Consider the following 20190-nt stretch of genomic DNA (forward strand, 5'->3'; position numbering starts at 1 on the left):
CAGCTGCCCACCTCCGTGACCCGAGCGGGTCGCGTTCGTGCTCACTTGCGCTTCACCACCTTGTCGTAGAGCGATGTCAATCGGTCGTCGGGGTCGTAACGGCGCTTGACGGCCGCGAGGTTGTCGCCGTCATAGAGGTCGTCGAACGTCTCCCGGTCGTAGAACGCCTCGGAATAGAGGGACTTGTGCCCCCCGAGCTCGTGGACCTTGGCCTCGATCGCACGGTTCAGGGGCGCCTCGGACGCTTCGTCCCCGACGCGCACACCACCCCAGAAGCCCACGTTGATGTAGGTGCGGTGCGGCTCCAAGGGGTAGGTGGGCCAGTCGCGGAACGCCACCACGGGACACAGCCAGACCGGGCGCATGCCGATCTTGCGGTCGAACCACTCGAGGAACTCGGGCAGCTGCTCCACGGGGATCTCGACGTCCTGGATCACCCGCTCGCGCACGGGGTTGCCGAGGCGGCGGTCGATGCGGTCGGCCACGTCGTAGCGCCGGTCGAGCGCGATCAGCTTGTGGTAGAAGTCCGAGCGGCGATAGCGCTTCGGCCACAACCTCCGCACGGTGGGGTTGCCGAGCCCGAAGGCGCCCGAGCACCAGAACCAGTCGGTGTCCCAGCGCCACAGGTAGTCATAGGTCGTGAGCAGGTCGGTCTCCCGGGTCTGCAGCGACCGGTAGTAGATCAGGTCGCCGGTGTAGTCGGAGGCGACCTCCGAATGGTCGGGCGCGGTCGAGACCCAACGCGCGATCGTGAGGTAGTGCTCGCCCGGCTGGAAGCTCGCGCCGTCGAGGCCGTCGACGCGCCTGCCTTCGTGCTCACCGGTCTCGACGATCTCCGAGACCGTCTTGGCCAGCAGAGCGGGGTCGTCGAAGCGCAGGTGCCGCAGCGCCACGTGGCTGCCGACGCGCTCCAGCCTGATCCGCAGCCGCGTCGCGTAGCCCAGCGAGCCGAAGGAGTTGGGGAAGGTCGCGAAGAGCTGCGCGTGCTCGTTGTCCGGGGTCGCGGTGACGATCTCGCCGGAGCCGGTGAGCACGTCCATCTCGATGACGGACTCGTGCGGCAGCCCGCTGCGAAAGCTGGTCGACTCGATCCCGAGGCCCGTCACCGCTCCCCCGAGGGTGATCGAGCGCAGCTGGGGCACGACGTAGGGGATCAGCCCGTGCGGCAGCGTCGCGTCGACTAGGTCCTCGTAGGTGCACATGCCCTGCACGTCGGCGGTGCTGGCCACGCGGTCGATCGAGATGACCCCGTCGAGCGCGGCGACGTCGAGACCCGGCCCGGACGAGGCTGCGCGGGGCCGGAAGAGGTTGGAGGTGCGCTTGGCCAGTCGCACCGGGCTCCCGCTCGGGATGGCGGCGTACGACGCGCGCAACCGCTCGACGGCTCGCGCGTGCTGGGCACTCCCCCGCACCTGGAACACGGCGCCAAACTACTACTGGATCCCCTCCTCAGGGGTGTGAGGTGGCCTCAGGTGGTCTCGGTGCCGTCGAGGACACCGGTCGGAGCGCCGTGGTGGACGGGTACGCCGCCCCCCGCGAGGTCACGGAGCGCGTCGAGGTCTTCCGTGCGGACCGCCGGCGCGTCCCCGAGGACCACGCCGGCCTCCAGACCCCTCGCCCCGGACGCCACCGCCATCGCCACGCAGGCCTGGAGCGCAGAGACGGCCAGCGACGGCAGAGCGACCGTGGCGGCGGCGTACGTGCGACCGTCGAGGTCGCGTAGGGCGGCGCCCTCGGCCGCACCCGTCCGGGCCCGCGTCGCACGCGCGAGCGTCACCAGCTTAGCGTCCTCGGCGCTGAGCCCTTCTCGGAGCTGATCGCTCGACGCCCCGTCACTCATGGGCGTCAGCGTAGTGAGGCTGCGCGGGCGCAGCCGCCTCGTGCGCGACCCTGCTGACCAGGACGGTGCCGATCTTGTTGCGGCGGCCGGTGACGCCCTCGGCCTCGAACCGCAGACCGTGCGCCTCGACGTGCGAGCCAGGGATCGGGACCCTGCCGAGGTGCTTGGCGAGCAGGCCGCCGACGCTGTCGACGTCGTCGTCGACCACCTTGATCCCGAAGAGCTCGTCGAGGTCGTCGACGGGGTAGCGCGTGGAGACCCGGGTGACGCCCGAGGGCAGCACCTCGACCTCGACCTCGTCGGCGTCGTACTCGTCGGTGATCTCGCCGACGATCTCCTCGAGGATGTCCTCGATCGTGATGATGCCGGCGGTGCCGCCGTACTCGTCGACCACGACGGCGATGTGCTGGCGCATCGTCTGCAGCTCGGAGAGGAGTGAGTCGACCGGCTTGGAGTCGGGGACGAAGTGGGCGGGGCGCATCACCTCCTCGACGTGCTCGGTGAGCTCGGCGTCCGGGTCGTCGAAGTCACGGCGGACGACGTCCTTGAGGTAGACGAAGCCGAGGACGTCGTCGAGGTTGTCTCCGATGACCGGCAGCCGGGAGTAGCCGCTCTTCAGGAAGAGCGACCGGGTCTGGCGGAGGTTCTTGAAACGCTCGATGTAGATCACGTCGTTGCGCGGCACCATCACCTCGCGGGCGATGGTGTCACCGAGCTCGAAGACGGAGTGGATCATCTTGCGCTCGTTGTCCTCGATGAGGCTGGACGCCTCGGCGATGTCGACCATCTCGCGCAGCTCGGTCTCGGTGGAGAACGGGCCCTCGCGGAAGCCACGCCCCGGCGTGATCGCGTTGCCGATCGCGATGAGCAGCCGCGGCAGCGGACCCAGGATCGACGTGATGGCCGTGACGGGGCCGGCGGTGAGCAACGCGACCCGGTCGGAGTGCTGGCGGCCGAGGGTGCGCGGAGCGACCCCGATGGCCACGAAGGACACCACCAGCATCACCGCGATGGAGGTGAGCAGCGAGCGCCAGAAGGCACCGTCGTAGGCGTCCCGCAGGAGCTGGGTGACGATGACGATCGCGCCGATCTCGCAGGCGAGCCGGAGCAGGATCAGCGTGTTGAGGTAGCGCGGAGCGTCGGCGAGCAGGTGGACCAGCCGCTTGGCGCCGGCGCGGCCCTCGTCGGCCAGCTCCTCGGCCCGCGCGCGGGAGTACGACCCCAGCGCTGCGTCAGCGGCGGAGAAGACCCCGGCCAGCGCGACCAGGACCACGGCGGTGATGACCAGCCATATGTCCGCGCCGCTCACGACGCGGCCCTCCATTCGCTCAGCAGGTCGTCCTGCAGCCCGAACATCTCCTTGTGCTCCTCCGGTTCGGCGTGGTCGTAGCCGAGCAGGTGCAGGATGCCGTGCACCGTGAGGAGCTCGATCTCGGCGAGCGTGCCGTGTCCGGCGCTCTCACCCTGTCGCTCAGCGACCGCGGGGCAGAGCACCAGGTCACCGAGCACGCCCTCCTCGGGATCCTCGTTGACCAGGCCGGGACGCAGCTCGTCCATCGGGAAGGCGAGCACGTCCGTCGGCCCCTCCTTCTCCATCCACTGCTCGTTCAGCGCGGCGATGGTGGCCTCGTCGACGGCCTTGATGCAGAGCTCGGCCAGCGGGTGCACGCGCATCCGGTCCATCACGAACCGGCTGAGCGCGGCCAGGCCTTGCACGTCCAGCTCGTGGCCGGACTCGTTGAGCACCTCGATGGTCACGGCGTCACGAACGTTTCTCACGCGCCTCGGCGTTGAAGCCACCGCGCGCGTCGAAGTCGTCGTACGCCGCCACGATCTTGCCGACCAGGCGGTGCCGGACGACGTCGTGGCTGGTGAGCCTGTTGAACGACAGGTCCTCGATGCCCTCGAGGATGCCCTGGATCACCCGCAGCCCCGAGCGGGTGCCGCCCGGCAGGTCGACCTGCGTGACGTCGCCGGTGACCACGATCTTGGAGCCGAAGCCCAGCCGGGTCAGGAACATCTTCATCTGCTCCGGCGTGGTGTTCTGCGCCTCGTCGAGGATGATGAAGGAGTCGTTCAGGGTGCGGCCCCGCATGTAGGCCAGGGGTGCGACCTCGATGGTGCCGGCGGCCAGCAGCTTGGGGATCGTCTCGGGGTCGATCATGTCGTGCAGGGCGTCGTACAGCGGCCGGAGGTAGGGGTCGATCTTCTCCGACAGGGTGCCGGGCAGGTAGCCGAGCCGCTCGCCTGCCTCGACCGCCGGCCGGGTGAGGATGATCCGGTTGACCTGCTTGGCCTGGAGCGACTGCACGGCCTTGGCCATCGCCAGGTAGGTCTTGCCGGTGCCGGCGGGGCCGATGCCGAACGTGATCGTGTGCTTGTCGATGGAGTCGACGTAACGCTTCTGGTTGAGCGTCTTGGGACGGATCGTCCGGCCGCGGTTGCTCAGGATGTTGAGCGACAGCACGTCGGCGGGGCGCTCGGTGGTGTCCGCGCGCAGCATGCCGATGATCCGCTCGACGGTCTCGGTGGTGACGCCCTGGCCGGTGCGGATGATGGTGACCAGCTCGTCGATGAGCCGCTCGGCGAGGGCCACCTCGCCGGGCTCCCCGTGCAGGGTGACCCTGTTGCCGCGCACGTGGACGTCGGCGGCGAACGCCTTCTCGATCAGTCCGAGGTGCTCGTCACCCGGTCCCAGGACGCTGACCATGTTGACGCTGTTGGGCACGACCACGACGTGACGAGTGCGCGTGCTCCCGTGATGGACCCCGTGAGGGACCCCGTCGTTGCCCCCGTCGTTGCCCCCGTCGTTGCCTCCGTGATCCGGCGCGGGGGCCGGGGGGGTGCCCGTGGTGGATCCCGTGGTGGATTCGGTCATGTGAGCCCGCGAGGGCTGCCTTTCTACGGCGTGCTGGGACCGCTCCATGCTACGGGGAACCACCCACAGGTCCCACCTGATTGCCGGGTGGGCGCCGTACGCTGGTCCTATGGGGGACGAACGTCGTCTCGAGTCGTCCGGGGATCCTGGGCACAGCGAGGACGCGCCGGCACCGTGGGCGCCCGCGCCGATGCCGGACGACGCCGCACGGATGGGCCTGGACCGCAACGTCCCCGATGGTGCCTGGATCCACTTCGTCGCCTCCCTCGACGGGAGCCGGCTGTCCCACAAGCTCGTCGCGTGGGCCCTGCTGCTGCTCTTCGCCTGGGGGCTGCTGCACCAGCTCGGAGACGTGTTGCGGTTCGGATGACCGCTTTTCGGACGGAGTGGCCCCCGCGCGATTAGGGTCGACCACATGTTGCGCGCCCCGGCGTGCGCGGCGATCTCGGCTCTCGCCCTGCTCGGCGCGCTCGTCTCACCTACGCCGTCCTCAGCCGTCCCCGCGGCGTCGTCCCCGATCGCCGTGGCGCCGGCGCACACGCTGGCCGTCACCGGTCCCGGCGTGAGCCTCGCGCCGGCGTACGACCCCGCGATCGGCCGGTACGCCGTGCGCACCACCGGCGCGTTCACCGGGAGCCTGACCGTGAGCGCCGGGACGGACGACCCGTCCGGCCGCGTCCGGGTGGATGGCCGTCCGGTGAGCGGCGGGTCGACGACCCTGACCGGCGTCGAGCCGGGTGACGAGGTCTCGGTGATCTTCGACGACGCGGGCGGGCGCGCCGTGCACTCGCTGATCGTGCTGCCGGCCGCGTTCCCGGCGTTGAACGGCACCGGTCCGGCCAGCGGCGTCGCCGAGGGCTCGTTGATGCTGACGATGAACAGCTGGAACGCCGACCCTGACCGCTTTCACGCGCTGGTGGACGACTGGGGTGTGCCGCGGTGGTTCCGGCGGATGGCGATGTCGTCGCACGACTTCCGCGTCCAGCCCAGCGGCTCGATGACCTGGTCGGAGCCCGCGCCCACCCGAGAAGCCGCCAACGTCATCGTGGAGGTGGACGGCCGGTTCCGCGAGGTCGCCCGCCACAAGACGATCGGTCTGGTCAACACCGACTTCCACGACTCCCTTCTGAAGTCCGACGGCAGCATGCTGCTCACGGCCTACGAGTACGACGTCCCGCGGATCGTCACCGACTCGGTCTTCCAGGAGATCAATCCCGACGGCAGCGTCTTCCACACCTGGAGCACGGAGGACCACGTCGACCGGCACGCCGAGACCGTCGTCGACACCGACGATCCCTTCGCGCGCATGGACTACTCGCACCTCAACGCGGTGACCATCACCCCTGACGGCGACTACCTCGCGTCCTTCCGGCACCTCAGCTCCGTCTTCAAGATCGCGCGCACGGCCCACGACGGCTACGCGCAGGGAGAGATCATCTGGCGGCTCGGCGGCCGCCTGAGCGACTTCGAGTTCGTCGACGACCCGTACGACGGCCCGTGCGCCCAGCACACGGCGACGATGCTGCCGAACGGCAACGTGATGGTCTTCGACAACGGGTCCATGGGGTCCACACAGCACCCCGGCTTCTGCGTCGACAGCGCGGACCCCTCTGGTCCGACCCACGCCCGTCAGGTGAGCCGCTACGTCGAGTGGGAGCTCGACTGGGATCCCGAGCTGGGAGCCGGCACCGCGACGATGGTCCGGCAGTACACCGGGGAGGACCCCGGCGAGACGGACGGCGCCATCTTCGCCCCCTTCACCGGCTCGGCCTTCCCTCTCGACAACGGCAACACGCTCGTCGGGTGGGGCGCCACGGGCTGGGCGAAGCCGCCCGGGCCCGCGCCGAGCCCCATCGCCACCGAGCTCGACGGGGCGGGAGCCAAGGTCTGGGAGCTGACCACGCCGACGCGACAGGGCAGCTACCGCGTCTACCGCGAGCAGGTGCCGGACGCCTTCGAGCCGACCGTCGACCTCCAGGTGCCGGCCCCGGGAGCGACCTACGGGTACGGCGAGCAGGTGCGCGCCGACTACGGCTGCACCGACGTGGGGGGCTCGTCCCTCCAGTCCTGCGACGGGCCGACGACGTCGGGCGCCTTGCTGCCCACGACCACACCCGGCACGCACACCTTCGAGGTCGTCGCCCTCGACGGCGACGGCAACCGGACGACGCAGCAGCGCAGCTACACCGTGCTGAGCGCGCCAGCACCGCCCGCCCCGCCGGCCCCGGAGCCGCGCGCCGACCTCGCCATCAAGATCGGCAAGGACGACTGGGTCGGTGTCGGGCGCTATGCCCCGCCCTCGCAGGCTGCGCGAGCGCTCCTGGAGCTCCGCGGAGAGGTCCGAGGGCGACTGCGGCTGGAGAACACCGGCACCGCATCCCAGGAGTTCCGGATCCGGGCCCGCAAGGGCCGCTTCGTCCACTCGAGCTGGTACCTCCAGGGCAAGAGCCAGACCCCGATGATCCACCGAGGCCGCGTGCACGTGCGGCTCGAGCCCGGCGAGCGGGTCCGGCTCAGGTTCCTGATCGAGGCCACCCGGCGTACCGAGCCGGGTCAGCGCGTCCCGATCCGGATCGTCGCCAAACCCCGGGTCGGCACCGAGACGCTGGACCGGGTGCGGCTCAAGCTGCGCGTCCCCGGGGCCTGAGGGTCACTGCTGACCCCGTGGGAGGCTGTCGCGGCTGTGGTGCAGAATCGGCGGGTGGACATCGCCCTACGCCTGGACGGCAAGCACGTCCTCCTGACCGGGGTGACCGGCTTCGTGGGCGAGGCCCTGCTGCAGCTGGTGCTGGACGAGGTGCCGGGCCTGCGCCTCACGCTGCTGGTCAGGCCCAAGGGGACGACCAGCGCCGAGGCGCGCATCGCGGCCCTCCTCAAGAAGCCGATCTTCAGCGAGCTGGTCGAGAGGGCCGGCGGCGTCGAGGCGCTGATGGCGTCGCGGGTGACCGCGCTCGAGGGCGACCTGGCTGACGTCCCGCCCCTGCCCGACGACCTCGACGCCCTCGTGCACTGCGCCGGCGACGTGTCCTTCGACCCACCGGTGGACGAGGGCTTCCGCACCAACGTGGTCGGCACCCGTGACCTCCTCGGCCGGATGGCCGAGGCCGGAGGCGCCACCGCGACGGCCCACTACGTGCACATCTCGACGGCCTACGTCGCCGGACGGCGGCGCGGCGTCGTCGAGGAGGGCCCGGTCACCCACGGCGCCGACCTCGAGGCCGAGCTCGCGTGGGGGCTCGCGCAGCGCCAGTCCGTCGAGCACCGCTCGCGCACGGCCGCCGTGCTCGAGAAGGAGCGCCGCAAGGCCGAGAAGGCGCACAGCCGCGCCGGCCTGCTCACGGCCGCCCGGGCGACCGAGGAAGCCCGCAAGGAGTGGGTCAAGCGCGAGCTCGTCCGGCTCGGCACCGAGCGCGCCCGCTCGCTCGGGTGGACCGACTGCTACACCTTCACCAAGGCTCTCGGCGAGCGCGTCGTCGAGGAGCACGCGAAGCGGCGGCCGTGCTCGATCGTGCGGCCGAGCATCATCGAGTCCGCGCTGGTCCGGCCGCATCCCGGATGGATCGAGGGCTTCAAGATGGCCGAGCCGCTCATCCTGGCGTACGGCCGGGGCGAGCTGCCCGAGTTCCCGGCCGCCGCCGACACCATCGTCGACATCGTCCCGGTCGACCACGTGGTCGCCGCGATCGTCGCGGTGCTGGCGCACCCGCCCGAGATCGGCGCGCCGGCGTACTTCCACGTGTCGTCGGGCTACCGCAACCCGTTGACCTTCCGCAACCTCTACAACAACGTCCGCCAGTACTTCGACAAGCACCCCTTCATCGCCAGCGAGCGAGGCGCGGTCCGGCTGCCGGACTGGCGGTTCCCGGGTGCGCAGACCGTCGAGCGACTGCTCAGCACGAGCGAGCGCGCCCACAAGGTCGCCGACTACGTCATCGGCCACGCGCCCCGCGGCGACCGCACCCGCGACCTCGCGCGCAAGCTCGACCAGCAAGGTCGGCGGCTGGAGTTCCTGCGCCGCTACCTCGACCTCTACCGGGAGTACGCCCAGGCCGAGCTCCGCTACGACGACGGTCACACCCTCGCGCTGTTCCAGGCGCTCTCGGCCGAAGACCAGGTGCGGTTCGCCTTCGACACCGCCGTCGTCGACTGGGCGGTCTACCTCCAGGACATCCACTGCCCCGCCGTCACCGCGCCGATCCGCAAGCTCGACGAGCGCAGGCTCGCGAGCAAGCGACCCGACCGCAGCAAGCTGAAGGCCCTGGTCCCGACCACTGGAGAGGGCGCCTCGACCGAGCCCGGCCGGCGGAGCAACATCGCGGCGTACTTCGACATGGACGGGACGCTGCTGTCCTCCAACGTCATCGAGGGCTTCCTGTGGCTGCGGCTGCAAGAGCTGTCGGGCCTCGACCGGCTGGCCCAGCTGGGCCGGGTCGCGTCGAAGGTGCCGTCGATGGTGCAGGCCGAGCGGCGCGACCGCAGCGACTTCCTGCGCACCGTCTACCGCGAGTACGCCGGTGCGCGCCTCGACGAGCTCGAGGCGATCGTCGACGGGCACCTCACCACCCACGTGCTCACCCGCCTCTCGCCCGACGCCGTACGCCGCATCCGCGAGCACCGCAAGGCCGGCCACCGGACGGTGCTGATCACCGGTGCGGTGAGCCCGCTGACCCGGCCGCTCGCCCCGCTCTTCGACGACATCGAGGCGGCCGAGCTGGCCGTCGACGACCGTGGCCGCTGCACCGGCCACCTCGCCCGGTCGCCGCTGGTCGGCGAGTCCCGCGCGGCGTGGATCGAGGACCACGCCCGCGAGCACGGCATCGACCTCGCGGCGTCGTTCGCGTACGCCGACTCCCACTCCGACCTGCCGCTGCTCGCGACGGTCGGCAACCCGGTCGCCGTCCGCCCCGACGTGTCGCTGTTCCGGCACGCCCGGCGCTCGCACTGGACGATCGTCGACTGGGCCTCCCCCGACACCGCCGCACGCCCCCTGAACCCGGCCCTGGAGACACTCGCATGAGGGGGTTCTCGGCATGATGCTCGCGCTGGAGATGTTCCGGTCGCTGCCGCGGACCGTGGCGGGCCGGACCCTCGGCGGCCGGGTCCCGATGGTCGGTGCGATGGCGCAGCCGATCCGCATGGTCACCATCGACCCGCCGAAGGCCGACAGGCCAGGTTGGGCCCGGCTCAAGACCCGGCTGTCCGGCATCTGCGGCTCCGACCTCGGCGCGATCTCCGGCAAGACCAGCCTCTACTTCTCGGCCGTGGTGTCCTTCCCCTTCGTGCCCGGCCACGAGGTCGTCGCCGACCTCATGGACGACGCGGAGGCCGAGGGGCACGACACCCTCACCAAGGGCACCCGGGTCGTCCTCGACTCGATCCTCACCTGTGCGGCTCGCGGGGTCGACCCGTGCGACAACTGCGCGGCCGGCCGCACCAACGTCTGCAGCCACATCACCGTCGGTCACCTCGCGCCGGGGTTGCAGACCGGCTTCTGCTCCACGACCGGGGGCGGCTGGGGCCAGCAGCTGTCGGCGCACCGCTCACAGATGCACGTCGTGCCCGAGGGCTACTCCGACGAGCAGGCCGTGCTGATCGAGCCGATGGCGTGCGCCGTCCACACCGCTCTGCGCGCCGCGCCCACGCGGGGCGCGCGGGTGCTCGTGAGCGGCGCCGGCTCGGTCGGCCTGCTCACCACGCTGGCCCTTCGTGAGCTCACCGACGCCGGCGAGATCACCGTGGTCGCCAAGCACGGCCACCAGAAGGAGCTCGCCATCGAGCTCGGCGCGACCGAGGTCGTCACGCCCAAGGAGGTGCTGCGTCGCGTACGCCGCAGCACCGGCGCCTTCCAGCTCGAACCCGACTACTCGAGGGGCTACCTCCTCGGCGGCGTCGACCTCGCCTTCGACGCGGTCGGCAGCAAGGAGTCGCTGGAGACCGCGCTGCACGCGACGAGGGCCGGCGGCAAGGTCGTGCTCAGCGGCATGCCCTCAGCCGCGGACCTGTCTGCCGCCTGGTTCCGCGAGCTCGAGGTGGTCGGCACGTACGCCTCCACCCGGTCCGACTTCGAGAAGGCCATCGAGCTGGTCGGCCACGACGCCGTCGCCCGGATGGCCAAGGGCGTGGCGCCCTACCCCCTCCATCGTTGGCGCGAGGCACTCGACCACGCGCAGTCGGCCGGACGGCTCGGCACCGTCAAGGTCGCGTTCGACCCCAGGAAGCGAGGCTGACCTCCATGTCACGACCAGGATTCGTGCTCGAGGTGGACGACCGGACCCCTCCTCTGCTCGTCCACGAAGGACTGGGCTTCCGGATGGAGGACTTCCCGCTCGGCACGCGGGTGGTCTACCCGCCCGAGTCCCTGCCCACAGTGCCCGACGTCGACGAGGCGATCCGGGAGGCGCTGCTCAACCCCACCGACTCCGACCCCTTGCCCGCGCTGCTCAAGGCCGGCATGAAGCTCACGATCGCCTTCGACGACGTGTCGCTGACGCTGCCGACGATGCGCGCGCCCGACGTGCGCCAGCGGATCATCGAGCAGGTCCTCACGATGGCCGCGGCGGCAGGCGTCGACGACGTCGAGCTGATCTCGGCGAACGCCTTCCACAGGCGGCTGACCACCACCGAGCTCGAGCACATCGTCGGCGAGCGGGTCTTCCGGTCCTTCTACGGCCAGGGCCTGCTCACCAACCACGACGCCGAGGACCACGACAACCTCGCGTTCATGGGCAAGACCGAGAAGGACGAGCACGTCGTGATGAACAAACGGGCGGCCGAGTCCGACCTGCTCGTCTACGTCAACATCACGCTGGTCCCGATGGAGGGCGGCCACAAGTCCGTCGGCGTCGGGCTGTCGGCCTACAACTCGCTGCGCCACCACCACAACAACGACACGATGGTGCACTCGACGTCGTTCATGGACCCGCCCAACTCCGAGCTGCACGCCTCGGCCTGGCGGATGGGCCGGCTGATCGGCGAGCACGTCAAGGTCTTTCAGATCGAGACCAGCGTCGACAACAACGTCTTCCCCAAGCCCTACGACTTCTTCATGAAGCGCGAGTGGGAGTGGTCGGTGCGCGACCAGGCGTCGATGCTCGCCGTACGCCGCGGTCTGTCCGTCGCCCCGCAGCGGCTGCGCCACAAGATCTTCCACGACCTGCGTGCGCCCTACGGCATCACCGGCGTCAACGCCGGCGCCGTCGAGCCCGTGCACGAGAAGACGATCGCGAAGGTCTACGAGCAGCAGGCCGTCGAGGTGCAGGGCCAGTCCGACGTGCTCGTCATGGGCGTCCCCTACCTCGGCCCCTACAACGTCAACTCGTCGATGAACCCCGTGCTCGCCACCTGCATGGGACTGGGCTACTACTTCAACTCCTACCGCGGCGCTCCCGTCGTCCGCCGTGGCGGAGCGGTGATCCTCTACCACCCGCTCGACGAGGGTTTCAACCAGCTGCACCACCCGTCGTACGTCGACTTCTACGAAGAGGTCCTCGCCGAGACGACCGACCCGGCGGTGATCGGGCAGAAGTACGAGCAGCAGTTCGCCGACGACCCGTGGTACATCCACCTCTACCGCACCTCGAACGCCTACCACGGCGTGCACCCGTTCTACATGTGGTACTGGGCGGCCCACGCCATGGACCACGTCGACGACGTGATCTGGGTCGGTGGCAACCGCCGCGCCGCCGCACGGATGGGCTTCCGGGCCGCGTCCACCCTGCTCGACGCGCTCGAGATGGCGTCCGACACGGTCGGTCCGTCGCCGTCGATCACCTACCTGCACAACCCTCCGCACCTGATCGCGGACGTCACGCCGTGAGCGGCCGTGGCAACCGGTCTCCCCTGATCCGCGGTGGCGTCGCCGACGTCAAGCAGGCCGCGCGCGGCTTCCGCTGGGGGCGGCGCTCGCAGGTGCCCCGGTCGGCCGAGCCGTTCGTGCCCGAGGCGACCTCCACGGTGTTCCGCTCGGACTGGTCGCGGCGCAAGCCCGCCATCGTGGCCCGCGAGGCGGTGCAGAAGGCCGGCCTCGAGCCCCTCTTCCGCTCGCAGGTGCGCACCTCGGTGCGCGGGCTCGACGTGTTCGACGGCTTGAAGGGCCCGGTGATCTTCGCGGCCAACCACGCCTCCCACCTCGACACGCCGCTCGTGCTGCTCTCGCTGCCGGACGCGTGGCGACGCAGGACTGCGGTCGCCGCCGCGGCCGACTACTTCTTCGACACGTGGTGGCGGGCCGTCGGTTCCTCGGTGCTCTTCAACACCTTCCCGATCGACCGGCGCGGCGGCGCGATGGCGCAGACGCCCGGCGAGGTGCTCGACGAGGGTTGGTCGCTGCTGATCTTCCCTGAGGGCACCCGCTCCCCCGACGGCTGGATGCACAACTTCCGGATGGGCGCGGCGATGCTCGCGCACACCCATGGCGTCCCTGTCGTGCCGATCGCGCACCAGGGCACGTTCGCGGCGATGCCGCGCGGCCGCAACTGGCCTGCGCCGGGCCGTCGGCTCCTGACGATCCGCTTCGGCGCCCCGATCAGCCCGCGCCGCGACGAGACGGTCCGCGAGTTCGCCGCCCGCGTCAAGGACGCGATCGCCGCCCTCCTCGACGAGGAGACCTCCACCTGGTGGGAGTCACAGCGCCGCGTGGCATCGGGCTCGACCCCCGACCCCGAGGGCCCTCAGGTGGCCCAGTGGCGCCGCCTCTGGGACCAGACCGAGCCCCTCGCCGACGAGCCTGAGGACCGCGTCTTCGCCTGGTCTCGGCGCAAGTAGGTCTCGACCTCTTCCCGCCCCGACAACTCCCGCGCAATTGCGTAGTTGTTGCCGCCGCAAGTGCCCCCACCCGACAATTTCCGCGCAATTGCGTAGTTGTTGCCGCCCCGGGGGCGCCGGACCGACCACAACCGCGCAATTGCGCACTTACGGTCGCGTGATGGTCAGGATCCCCAGGCACATCTCGTCGGTGGTGCCCTCGCCCCAGACGACGTAGCGGTCCTCACGCTGGGTCTCGAAGGCCGGGTCGGCGTCGCGCAGCCACTGGGCGTGGCGGCAGGTGACCTTCACGGTGTCGAACGGCTGCAGGTGGATCGGGTCGACGGGCCGGGCGCCCTGGTCGTCGAAGTTCCAGGGCTTGATGTCGAGGATCGTGCGCGCGGACGGCGTACCGGGGTTGACCTCGATCTTGATCGCGCGGCCGAGCAGGTGCATGTGTCCGGCGACGGCGCGGATGGTCGTCGGCTCGTTCATGGTGCGCACGCAGGACGAGACGGGACCGGACTTCTTCCGCTCGCCGCAGAGGAAGTAGAGGAGGTCGTTGGTCGAGCCTGGGCCCTGCCCGAAGCGCGCCTTGACGTCGGCGACCGCCGCCGCACGGTCGCACAGCTCGCCGTCCGCGTGCTCGGGCCGGCACGGCAGCTCGACCGGCGCAGGGATCAGGAAGGTCTGCAGCTCGGTGAGGTCCGCCGAGCGTGGCACCAGGCGCAGCTGCATGCCGGAGATGTCCGGCTCGGTGCCGGCGAGCAGGTTGTAGTGCACCTGCATGACGATGCGGGTGCCCTTGGTGAGGCGGGTGCCGAAGCCGGCCGTCGCCACGGCCTCCTCGCCTCCAGGCGCCCAGGCACCGAGCCACTGCGCGTTGTCGAGCTGCTCGCCGGGCGCGCGACCGAAACCCATGTTGCCGAAGCAGGTCCAGCCCAGCCCGGGGTCGGCGGCGTCGGACTGCTCGGCGGCTGCCCCTGCCTCCGGCGGCAGCTTGAACATGATCACGTGGTGCACGACCGCAGGGTTGCCGGGCAGCACGTTGGTGCCGGTGAGGTAGGCGTCCTTGCCCAGCTGCGGATCGAGGATGAAGCACCGGTAGTCGTCGGTGCCGACGCCGTTGGGCGCCGAGGGGGTGTACGCCTCGGGCATGGCCAGGGTGACCCGACGCTCGCCCGCGCGCAGCGGCTTCGGCTTCACCGAGGGCGACGGCGTGGCCGGCAGCTCGTGTCCCTCGTGCTCGGCGTCGGTGGCCTTGTCGCTCGGCGCCTGCGTGTCGGACGTCGACGAGGCACCGGGAGCGCTCGCGGACCGCTCGTCCTGGTCGCCCGGACCGCACGCGGTCAGCACGAGGAGGCCCGAGACCACCAGCGCGAGCAGGCGGGGAATCGAGGCGGCCGTCATCCCGGCGGCCAGGTCATCGGGCGACCGCCGAGCAGGTGCAGGTGGGTGTGGAAGACGCTCTGGCCGGACCCGGCGCCGGTGTTGAGCACGAGCCGGTAGTCGCCTCCGAGTCCCTCGGCGTCGGCGACCTGAGCGGCGACCGAGACGAGCCGGCCGACCAACGCGGGGTCGGCAGCCGCCGTGGCAGCGGCGTTCTCGGCGTGGTCGACGGGAACGACCAGGACATGCGTGGGTGCGGCGGGGTTCAGGTCGCGGAAGGCCACGGCGTCGTCACTGCGCTGCACGACCTCGCCGGGGATCTCGCCCGCCACGATCTTGCAGAAGATGCAGTCCGGATCGGCCGCCATTTCTCGATGGTAGTCGCGCCCCGAGCGCGCAGAGCTGAGATGCGCGTATCAACTTGCGACCTCGGTGGACCTGCCCGCGAAAGTCCGCGCCACCGGCGTGTAAACCCCCGGGGCAGGTGTGGCGTGGAACTACCGTGTTGACCCATGCTTCCCCAGCCGCGCAGGCCCCTGCCCGGATGCGTGCTGTGCGGCCGGTGCGCACGCGGCGTGTGCGGCCGGTGATGGCCACGGAGCAGCCCGGCCGCGTGAGCGCCGAGGTCGCGCTGGAGGAGCTGTACGCCGCCCACTGGCGCTCCCTCGTGCGGTTGTCGGTGCTGCTGGTGCGCGACCAGGGCACGGCCGAGGAGGTCGTGCAGGACGCGTACGTCGCGCTGTACCGACGTTGGGACCGGCTGCGCGACCACGGCCAAGCCCTGGCCTACCTCCGGCAGAGCGTCGTGAACGGCTCGCGGTCGGTGCTGCGTCGGCGCGGCACCGCCCAGCGCTGGCTGGCCCGCGAGGCCGGGTCCGTGCCCCGTCTCGAGGTCGCCACGGACCCCGCCGACGCGAACGCACGACGCTCGGCCGTGCTCGACGCGATGGCCGGGCTCCCGGAGCGGCAGCGCGAGGTGCTGGCGCTGCGCTACTACCTCGATCTCTCCGAGGCGGAGATCGCCGAGGCCCTCGGCATCGCCGCGGGCACCGTGAAGAGCCATGCGTCGCGCGGCGCCGAGGCCCTGCGCGCGGCGCTGGGCCCCCAGCTGGAGGAGCTCTCGTGACCGACGACCCCACCGCCGACGCCCGGCTGAGGCGACTCCTCAACGACGCCGTGTCCGACGTCGAGCCCCGGGACGCCTTGCAGGAGATCCGGGCCGACATCCGCGATACCTCCGGAACCCAGCGTTCTTCCCACCTCATCCCCCTCACGAAGGAGACCACGATGGCCAGCGCACGTCAGTCGAACGGCTCGTGGACCTATGCCCTCTCCGGCGCCCTCCTTGCGGCCGCCGTGATCGCCGCGGTGTTCCTGCTGGTGGGCAACCCGCTGAGCGACCCCGACGACACGGACACCCCCGTGGCCGGCGACACCGGGAACGGGCGGGACAAGCCCGACAAGCCGGGCAAGAACGACCCGTCACCGGCTCCCACCCAGGACCCCAGCACCGAAGCCGGCTCGGAAGAGGTCGGCGCGGTCTACTACGTCGGCATCACGCCGGGGGGCCCGAAGCTCTACCGCGAGTTCCAGTCGGCCAATGGCGCCGACGACCTGGCCCGGGCATTGACCCTGCTCCAGCGCAACCCCCTCGACCCCGACTACATGCCGACCTGGCCCGAGGGCAGCCTGGCCGACGCGTCGTACGACGGCGACGTGATCCGCGTGTCGATCACCGACCCGGAGTACCGCTCGATCCCGCAGGGGCTGGACCAACCGATCGCCCAGGCCGCGGTGGAGTCGGTGATCTACACCCTCCAGGGCGCCGTGCAGGACCGTGCCCCGGTGCAGTTCATGCTCGACGGCAACCCCGTCGACCAGGTCTTCGGCGTGCCGACGTCCGAGCCGCTGGCCAACGGCGGCGTGCTCGAGACCCTCAACCACGTGAGCATCACCGAGCCCGTGCAGGCCTCGACCCACAGCGGCGAGCTGACGATCTCCGGGGTCGGCAACTCGTTCGAGGCCAACCTCACGTGGAAGCTGGTCTCGTCGGACGGCGAGACCGTCCGCGACGGCTTCGCGACGGCCGAGGGCTGGATGGAGGAGAAGCTCTTCCCCTGGGAGGCCACCGTGGACCTGTCCGGGCTGGAGCCGGGCTCCTACACGCTCCTCGTCCAGACCGACGACCCGTCCGGCGGTGCCGAGGGCAACGGTCCCGACGTCGACACCAAGGACTTCAGGGTCGAGTGAGCGCCCGGCTGGCTACCCTCGGCCCGTGCGACTGAGCAAGCGGGCGCTGAACCGGACGCTTCTCGAGCGTCAGCACCTGCTGCGGCGCACGAACCTGGCGGTCCCGGCGATGGTGAAGCACCTGGTCGGCCTGCAGGCCCAGGCGCCCATGCCGCCGTACCTCTCCCTCGCCGCGCGGCTCGAGAGCTTCGACCCGCTCGACGTCACCCGGGGCCTCGAGGAGCGGACGCTGGTGCGCTACCTCTCGATGCGCAGCACCGTGCACCTGCTTGTCGCCGACGACGCGCTGTCGATGCGCTCCTTCACCGCGCCGGTGCACGCCAAGGAGCGCAAGATCAGCCAGAACACCGCACCGGCGCTGCATCTGGACCCCGCCGAGGTCGAGGCGGCGGTCCGAGAGGTGCTCGCCGGCGGGTCGCTCCCGCTGGCCAGGCTCGGGGAACGGCTCACCGAGCGCTGGCCGGAGCTCCCGCCCAACGCCCTCAACGCGCTCGCGAGGCTGGACGCCCCGGTCGTGCAGGTGCCTCCTCGTGGCGCGTGGAAGCAGTCCGGCGGGGTCGCCTACGCCTGCGTCGACGACTGGCTCGGAAGACCGCAGACGGCGATGGACGTCGAGGACCTCGCCCGCCGCTACCTCTGCGCCTACGGACCGGCCAGTGCCGCCGACATGGTCGCCTGGAGCTCGATCACGGGACTGGCGCCGATGCTCAAGGCGATGCCGGACCTGGAGGTCGTCGAGGACGAGGACGGGAAGAAGCTCTACGACGTCCCCGACGCGCCGTACGCCGACGAGGACGCGCCCGCGCCGGTGCGCCTGCTCGGCCTCTACGACAACGTGTGGCTCTCGCACGCCGGCCGCGACCGGGTCACGGCGCCGGACAAGCGGAAGCTCTGGATGGGCGCCAACGGCGGAAACGACGCGACGATCTTCGTCGACGGGATGATGGAGGGCCTGTGGCGCGTCGTCGAAGGCCGCCCGCAGGTGGTCACGACGTTCCGGACCCTGACCAAGGCGGAGCAGTCGGACCTCGACGACGAGCTCGACCGCGTCGCAGCCCTCCTGGCGGTGACCTAGGCCGGAGCTGCGCCGCCACGAAACCCTGTCCAGCTCACCGCCAGCGGGGGGTGCGCGAGAGCAGGGCGGAGACGGCGGCGACCCCGGCCGTCGACGTCCGCAGCACCTCGGCGCCGAGCCGGACGTCGTGCGCGCCGGCAGCGGTGAGCGCGCCGACCTCGTCGTCGGTGAGCCCGCCCTCCGGGCCGACCACGACGAGCAGCGACCCGGCCGTAGGAACGTCGAGCGCGGCCAGGGGTGCCGCGGCTCCCTCGTGCAGGACGACCGCCAGGTCGGCGGCCGCGACGAGACCGGCCACGTCGATCGTCGTGGCGAGGTCGGTCACCTCCGGGAACCAGGTGCGCCTGGCCTGCTTGGCGGCCTCGCGGGCCGTCGCCCGCCACTTCACGACCGACTTCGCCGCGCGCTCGCCCTTCCACACGGCGACGCAGCGCGCAGCCGCCCACGGCACGACCCGCGCGACCCCGACCTCGGTGAGCACCTCGACGGCCAGCTCGCCCCGCTCGCCCTTGGGCAGCGCCTGGACCACCGTGACGGCAGGCACCGGCTCAGGCTCGACGCGCAGCTCGCCCAGCTCGACGGAGAAGGTCCGCTTGCCGGTCTCGGTGACGGTCCCGACCGCGGCCCGCCCGCGCCCGTCGGTGAGCACGAGCGGCTCACCCACACGCAGCCGGCGTACGACGACCGCGTGGTGCGCCTCCGCGCCGGTCACCTCGACGACGCCGCCGGCCACGAGACCGTCCAGCGACGGCACCAGGTGGACCGGCAGGCTCACGAGACGGCTCAGTGCTGGTTGAACGCGTCGCGGAACCGGCTGAAGACCGACTTCTGCGAGGGACGCATGGACCCGTCGTGCGACTCCTCGCCCCGGATCTCGGCCAGCTCGCGCAAGAGCTCCGCCTGGCGGGCGTCGAGGCGCGTCGGCGTGTCGACGAGGACCGTGACCACCAGGTCGCCGCGGCCACCGCGCAGCCCGGGGACGCCGCGACCGCGCAGGACCTTCTCGCTGCCCGACTGGGTGCCGGCCTTCACCTCGAGCTCGAACGTGGTCTCCAGCCCCGATCCGGCCCCTTGGTCGAGGTCGGCCTCGAGCGTGGGCAGGGTGAGGGTCGTGCCGAGCGCGGCGGCGGTCATCGGCAGGCTGACCGAGCAGTGCAGGTCGCTGCCGTGCCTGGTGAACACGTCGTGCTGCGCCACGTGGATCTCGACGTAGATGTCACCGGCGGGGCCGCCGCCCGGGCCGACCTCCCCCTCGCCGCTGAGCTGCACGCGGGTGCCGTTGTCGACACCGGCGGGAATCTTGACGTTGAGGTTGCGGCGCGAGCGCACCCGGCCGTCGCCCGAGCACTCACGACACGGCTCGGGGATGATCGCGCCGAACCCGCGGCACGCGGCGCAGGGCCGCAGCGTGCGGATCTCGCCCAGGAACGACCGTTGGACGTGGGCGACCTCGCCGGCGCCGCGGCAGGTCTCGCAGGGGACGGGATGCGTCCCGGGCGCGGTGCCCTCGCCACGACAGGTCGTGCAGACCACCGCGGTGTCGACCTTGAGCTCCCTGGTGACCCCGAAGGCCGCCTCGGCGAGGGTCACCTCGATGCGGACCAGCGCGTCCTGACCTCGACGGACGCGAGGACGGGGCCCTCGGCCCGCGCCCGTGCCGCCCGCGGCCGCGCCGCCGAAGAAGGCGTCCATGATGTCGGTGAAGGAGAAGCCGGCGCCCTGACCCCCGAAGCCCCCCATGAAGGCGTCGCCGCCACGATCGAACGCTGCACGCTTCTGCGGGTCGGACAGCACTTCGTACGCCGCTGTGACGTCCTTGAAGCGCTCCTGCGTCGCAGGGTCGGGGTTCACGTCGGGGTGGAGCTGCCGGGCCAGCTTGCGGTAGGCCTTCTTGATGGCGTCGGCGTCGGCGTCACGCGGCACGCCGAGCAGCTCGTACGGGTCCTGGCTCACCTGTGTCCTTCGGTGTCTGTGTCCTTGGTGGTCAAACTGGTGTCTTCGGTGATCGAGCTCGTC

Annotated in this window: 18 protein-coding genes; 9 read left to right on the forward strand and 9 right to left on the reverse strand. The window is 71.2% G+C overall.

Annotation, left to right across the window (positions count from 1 at the left end; genetic code table 11):
• Window positions 1-41 precede the first annotated feature (41 nt).
• From ABD295_RS09410 to ABD295_RS09430, 5 genes are read right to left on the reverse strand one after another with little or no spacing between them, the layout of a single operon-like run.
• Window positions 42-1421: an FAD-binding oxidoreductase gene (locus ABD295_RS09410; RefSeq protein WP_344303445.1), complete on the reverse strand. Its 1380-nt coding sequence runs from the start codon at window positions 1419-1421 to the stop codon at window positions 42-44.
• Window positions 1422-1468: 47 nt separating this feature from the next.
• Window positions 1469-1840, reverse strand: a complete 372-nt coding sequence (locus ABD295_RS09415) for a cytidine deaminase (RefSeq protein WP_344303446.1) — start codon at window positions 1838-1840, stop codon at window positions 1469-1471.
• Window positions 1833-3149, reverse strand: a complete 1317-nt coding sequence (locus tag ABD295_RS09420; protein ID WP_344303447.1) for a hemolysin family protein — start codon at window positions 3147-3149, stop codon at window positions 1833-1835. The genes ABD295_RS09415 and ABD295_RS09420 overlap by 8 nt, the downstream gene beginning before the upstream one ends.
• Entirely contained in the window at window positions 3146-3598 is a 453-nt protein-coding gene (gene ybeY / locus ABD295_RS09425; protein WP_344303448.1) for an rRNA maturation RNase YbeY, read from the reverse strand. Before ybeY ends, ABD295_RS09420 begins: the two co-directional genes overlap by 4 nt.
• A 4-nt stretch (window positions 3599-3602) precedes the next feature.
• Complete coding sequence (locus tag ABD295_RS09430; protein ID WP_344304039.1) at window positions 3603-4550, reverse strand: PhoH family protein; 948 nt, start codon at window positions 4548-4550, stop codon at window positions 3603-3605.
• Between the two features lie 277 nt (window positions 4551-4827).
• On the opposite strand from ABD295_RS09430, the gene ABD295_RS09435 reads away from it, so the two are divergent.
• Genes ABD295_RS09435 through ABD295_RS09460 form a run of 6 tightly spaced genes read left to right on the forward strand, consistent with a single transcriptional unit; the run spans window position 4828 to window position 13481 of the window.
• Complete coding sequence (locus tag ABD295_RS09435; protein WP_344303449.1) at window positions 4828-5088, forward strand: hypothetical protein; 261 nt, start codon at window positions 4828-4830, stop codon at window positions 5086-5088.
• Between the two features lie 45 nt (window positions 5089-5133).
• The gene (locus ABD295_RS09440) at window positions 5134-7365 is read left to right on the forward strand and encodes an aryl-sulfate sulfotransferase (RefSeq protein ID WP_344303450.1); all 2232 of its coding nucleotides are present in this window, start codon (window positions 5134-5136) and stop codon (window positions 7363-7365) included.
• Between the two features lie 54 nt (window positions 7366-7419).
• On the forward strand, window positions 7420-9735 hold the full coding sequence (locus tag ABD295_RS09445; protein WP_344303451.1) for an HAD-IB family hydrolase: 2316 nt from the start codon (window positions 7420-7422) through the stop codon (window positions 9733-9735).
• Between the two features lie 13 nt (window positions 9736-9748).
• Window positions 9749-10945: a zinc-dependent alcohol dehydrogenase gene (locus ABD295_RS09450; RefSeq protein ID WP_344303452.1), complete on the forward strand. Its 1197-nt coding sequence runs from the start codon at window positions 9749-9751 to the stop codon at window positions 10943-10945.
• A gap of 5 nt (window positions 10946-10950) precedes the next feature.
• Window positions 10951-12534, forward strand: a complete 1584-nt coding sequence (larAH, locus tag ABD295_RS09455) for an NPN-dependent hydroxyacid isomerase, LarAH14/15/16 family (protein ID WP_344303453.1) — start codon at window positions 10951-10953, stop codon at window positions 12532-12534.
• On the forward strand, window positions 12531-13481 hold the full coding sequence (locus tag ABD295_RS09460; RefSeq protein WP_344303454.1) for a lysophospholipid acyltransferase family protein: 951 nt from the start codon (window positions 12531-12533) through the stop codon (window positions 13479-13481). Before larAH ends, ABD295_RS09460 begins: the two co-directional genes overlap by 4 nt.
• Window positions 13482-13628: 147 nt before the next feature.
• Here ABD295_RS09460 and ABD295_RS09465 read toward each other — a convergent pair whose 3' ends face one another.
• Together ABD295_RS09465 and ABD295_RS09470 are read right to left on the reverse strand one after the other, a co-directional pair.
• Window positions 13629-14870 carry a hypothetical protein gene (locus tag ABD295_RS09465; protein WP_344303455.1) on the reverse strand — a complete coding sequence of 414 codons (1242 nt, stop codon included), beginning with the start codon at window positions 14868-14870 and terminating at the stop codon, window positions 13629-13631.
• On the reverse strand, window positions 14867-15217 hold the full coding sequence (locus ABD295_RS09470; protein WP_344303456.1) for an HIT domain-containing protein: 351 nt from the start codon (window positions 15215-15217) through the stop codon (window positions 14867-14869). The genes ABD295_RS09465 and ABD295_RS09470 overlap by 4 nt, the downstream gene beginning before the upstream one ends.
• A 194-nt stretch (window positions 15218-15411) precedes the next feature.
• Between ABD295_RS09470 and ABD295_RS09475 the strand changes: the two genes are divergently transcribed.
• The 3 genes from ABD295_RS09475 to ABD295_RS09485 are packed head-to-tail and all read left to right on the forward strand — an operon-like array spanning window position 15412 to window position 18174.
• The gene (locus ABD295_RS09475) at window positions 15412-15975 is read left to right on the forward strand and encodes a SigE family RNA polymerase sigma factor (RefSeq protein WP_344303457.1); all 564 of its coding nucleotides are present in this window, start codon (window positions 15412-15414) and stop codon (window positions 15973-15975) included.
• A complete protein-coding gene (locus tag ABD295_RS09480; protein WP_344303458.1) occupies window positions 15972-17099 on the forward strand; it encodes a Gmad2 immunoglobulin-like domain-containing protein in 1128 nt (375 codons plus the stop codon). Before ABD295_RS09475 ends, ABD295_RS09480 begins: the two co-directional genes overlap by 4 nt.
• Before the next feature lie 25 nt (window positions 17100-17124).
• Window positions 17125-18174 carry a winged helix DNA-binding domain-containing protein gene (locus ABD295_RS09485; protein WP_344303459.1) on the forward strand — a complete coding sequence of 350 codons (1050 nt, stop codon included), beginning with the start codon at window positions 17125-17127 and terminating at the stop codon, window positions 18172-18174.
• Between the two features lie 34 nt (window positions 18175-18208).
• Here ABD295_RS09485 and ABD295_RS09490 read toward each other — a convergent pair whose 3' ends face one another.
• Together ABD295_RS09490 and dnaJ are read right to left on the reverse strand one after the other, a co-directional pair.
• On the reverse strand, window positions 18209-18949 hold the full coding sequence (locus ABD295_RS09490; protein WP_344303460.1) for a 16S rRNA (uracil(1498)-N(3))-methyltransferase: 741 nt from the start codon (window positions 18947-18949) through the stop codon (window positions 18209-18211).
• Window positions 18950-18957: 8 nt separating this feature from the next.
• The gene (gene dnaJ / locus ABD295_RS09495; RefSeq protein ID WP_344303461.1) at window positions 18958-20127 is read right to left on the reverse strand and encodes a molecular chaperone DnaJ; all 1170 of its coding nucleotides are present in this window, start codon (window positions 20125-20127) and stop codon (window positions 18958-18960) included.
• Window positions 20128-20190: the final 63 nt, after the last annotated feature.

This window comes from Nocardioides bigeumensis, assembly GCF_039531755.1.
In the GTDB taxonomy this organism is placed as follows: Bacteria; Actinomycetota; Actinomycetes; order Propionibacteriales; family Nocardioidaceae; genus Nocardioides; species Nocardioides bigeumensis.

Excerpts from the sequence above, each read along its gene's own strand:
- ABD295_RS09415 (WP_344303446.1), bottom strand. The coding sequence starts at position 1,840 with ATGAGTGACGGGGCGTCGAGCGATCAGCTCCGAGAAGGGCTCAGCGCC.
- ABD295_RS09430 (WP_344304039.1), bottom strand. The coding sequence starts at position 4,550 with ATGGTCAGCGTCCTGGGACCGGGTGACGAGCACCTCGGACTGATCGAG.
- ABD295_RS09435 (WP_344303449.1), top strand. The coding sequence starts at position 4,828 with ATGGGGGACGAACGTCGTCTCGAGTCGTCCGGGGATCCTGGGCACAGC.
- ABD295_RS09440 (WP_344303450.1), top strand. The coding sequence starts at position 5,134 with ATGTTGCGCGCCCCGGCGTGCGCGGCGATCTCGGCTCTCGCCCTGCTC.
- ABD295_RS09450 (WP_344303452.1), top strand. The coding sequence starts at position 9,749 with ATGATGCTCGCGCTGGAGATGTTCCGGTCGCTGCCGCGGACCGTGGCG.
- larAH (WP_344303453.1), top strand. The coding sequence starts at position 10,951 with ATGTCACGACCAGGATTCGTGCTCGAGGTGGACGACCGGACCCCTCCT.
- ABD295_RS09465 (WP_344303455.1), bottom strand. The coding sequence starts at position 14,870 with ATGACGGCCGCCTCGATTCCCCGCCTGCTCGCGCTGGTGGTCTCGGGC.
- ABD295_RS09470 (WP_344303456.1), bottom strand. The coding sequence starts at position 15,217 with ATGGCGGCCGATCCGGACTGCATCTTCTGCAAGATCGTGGCGGGCGAG.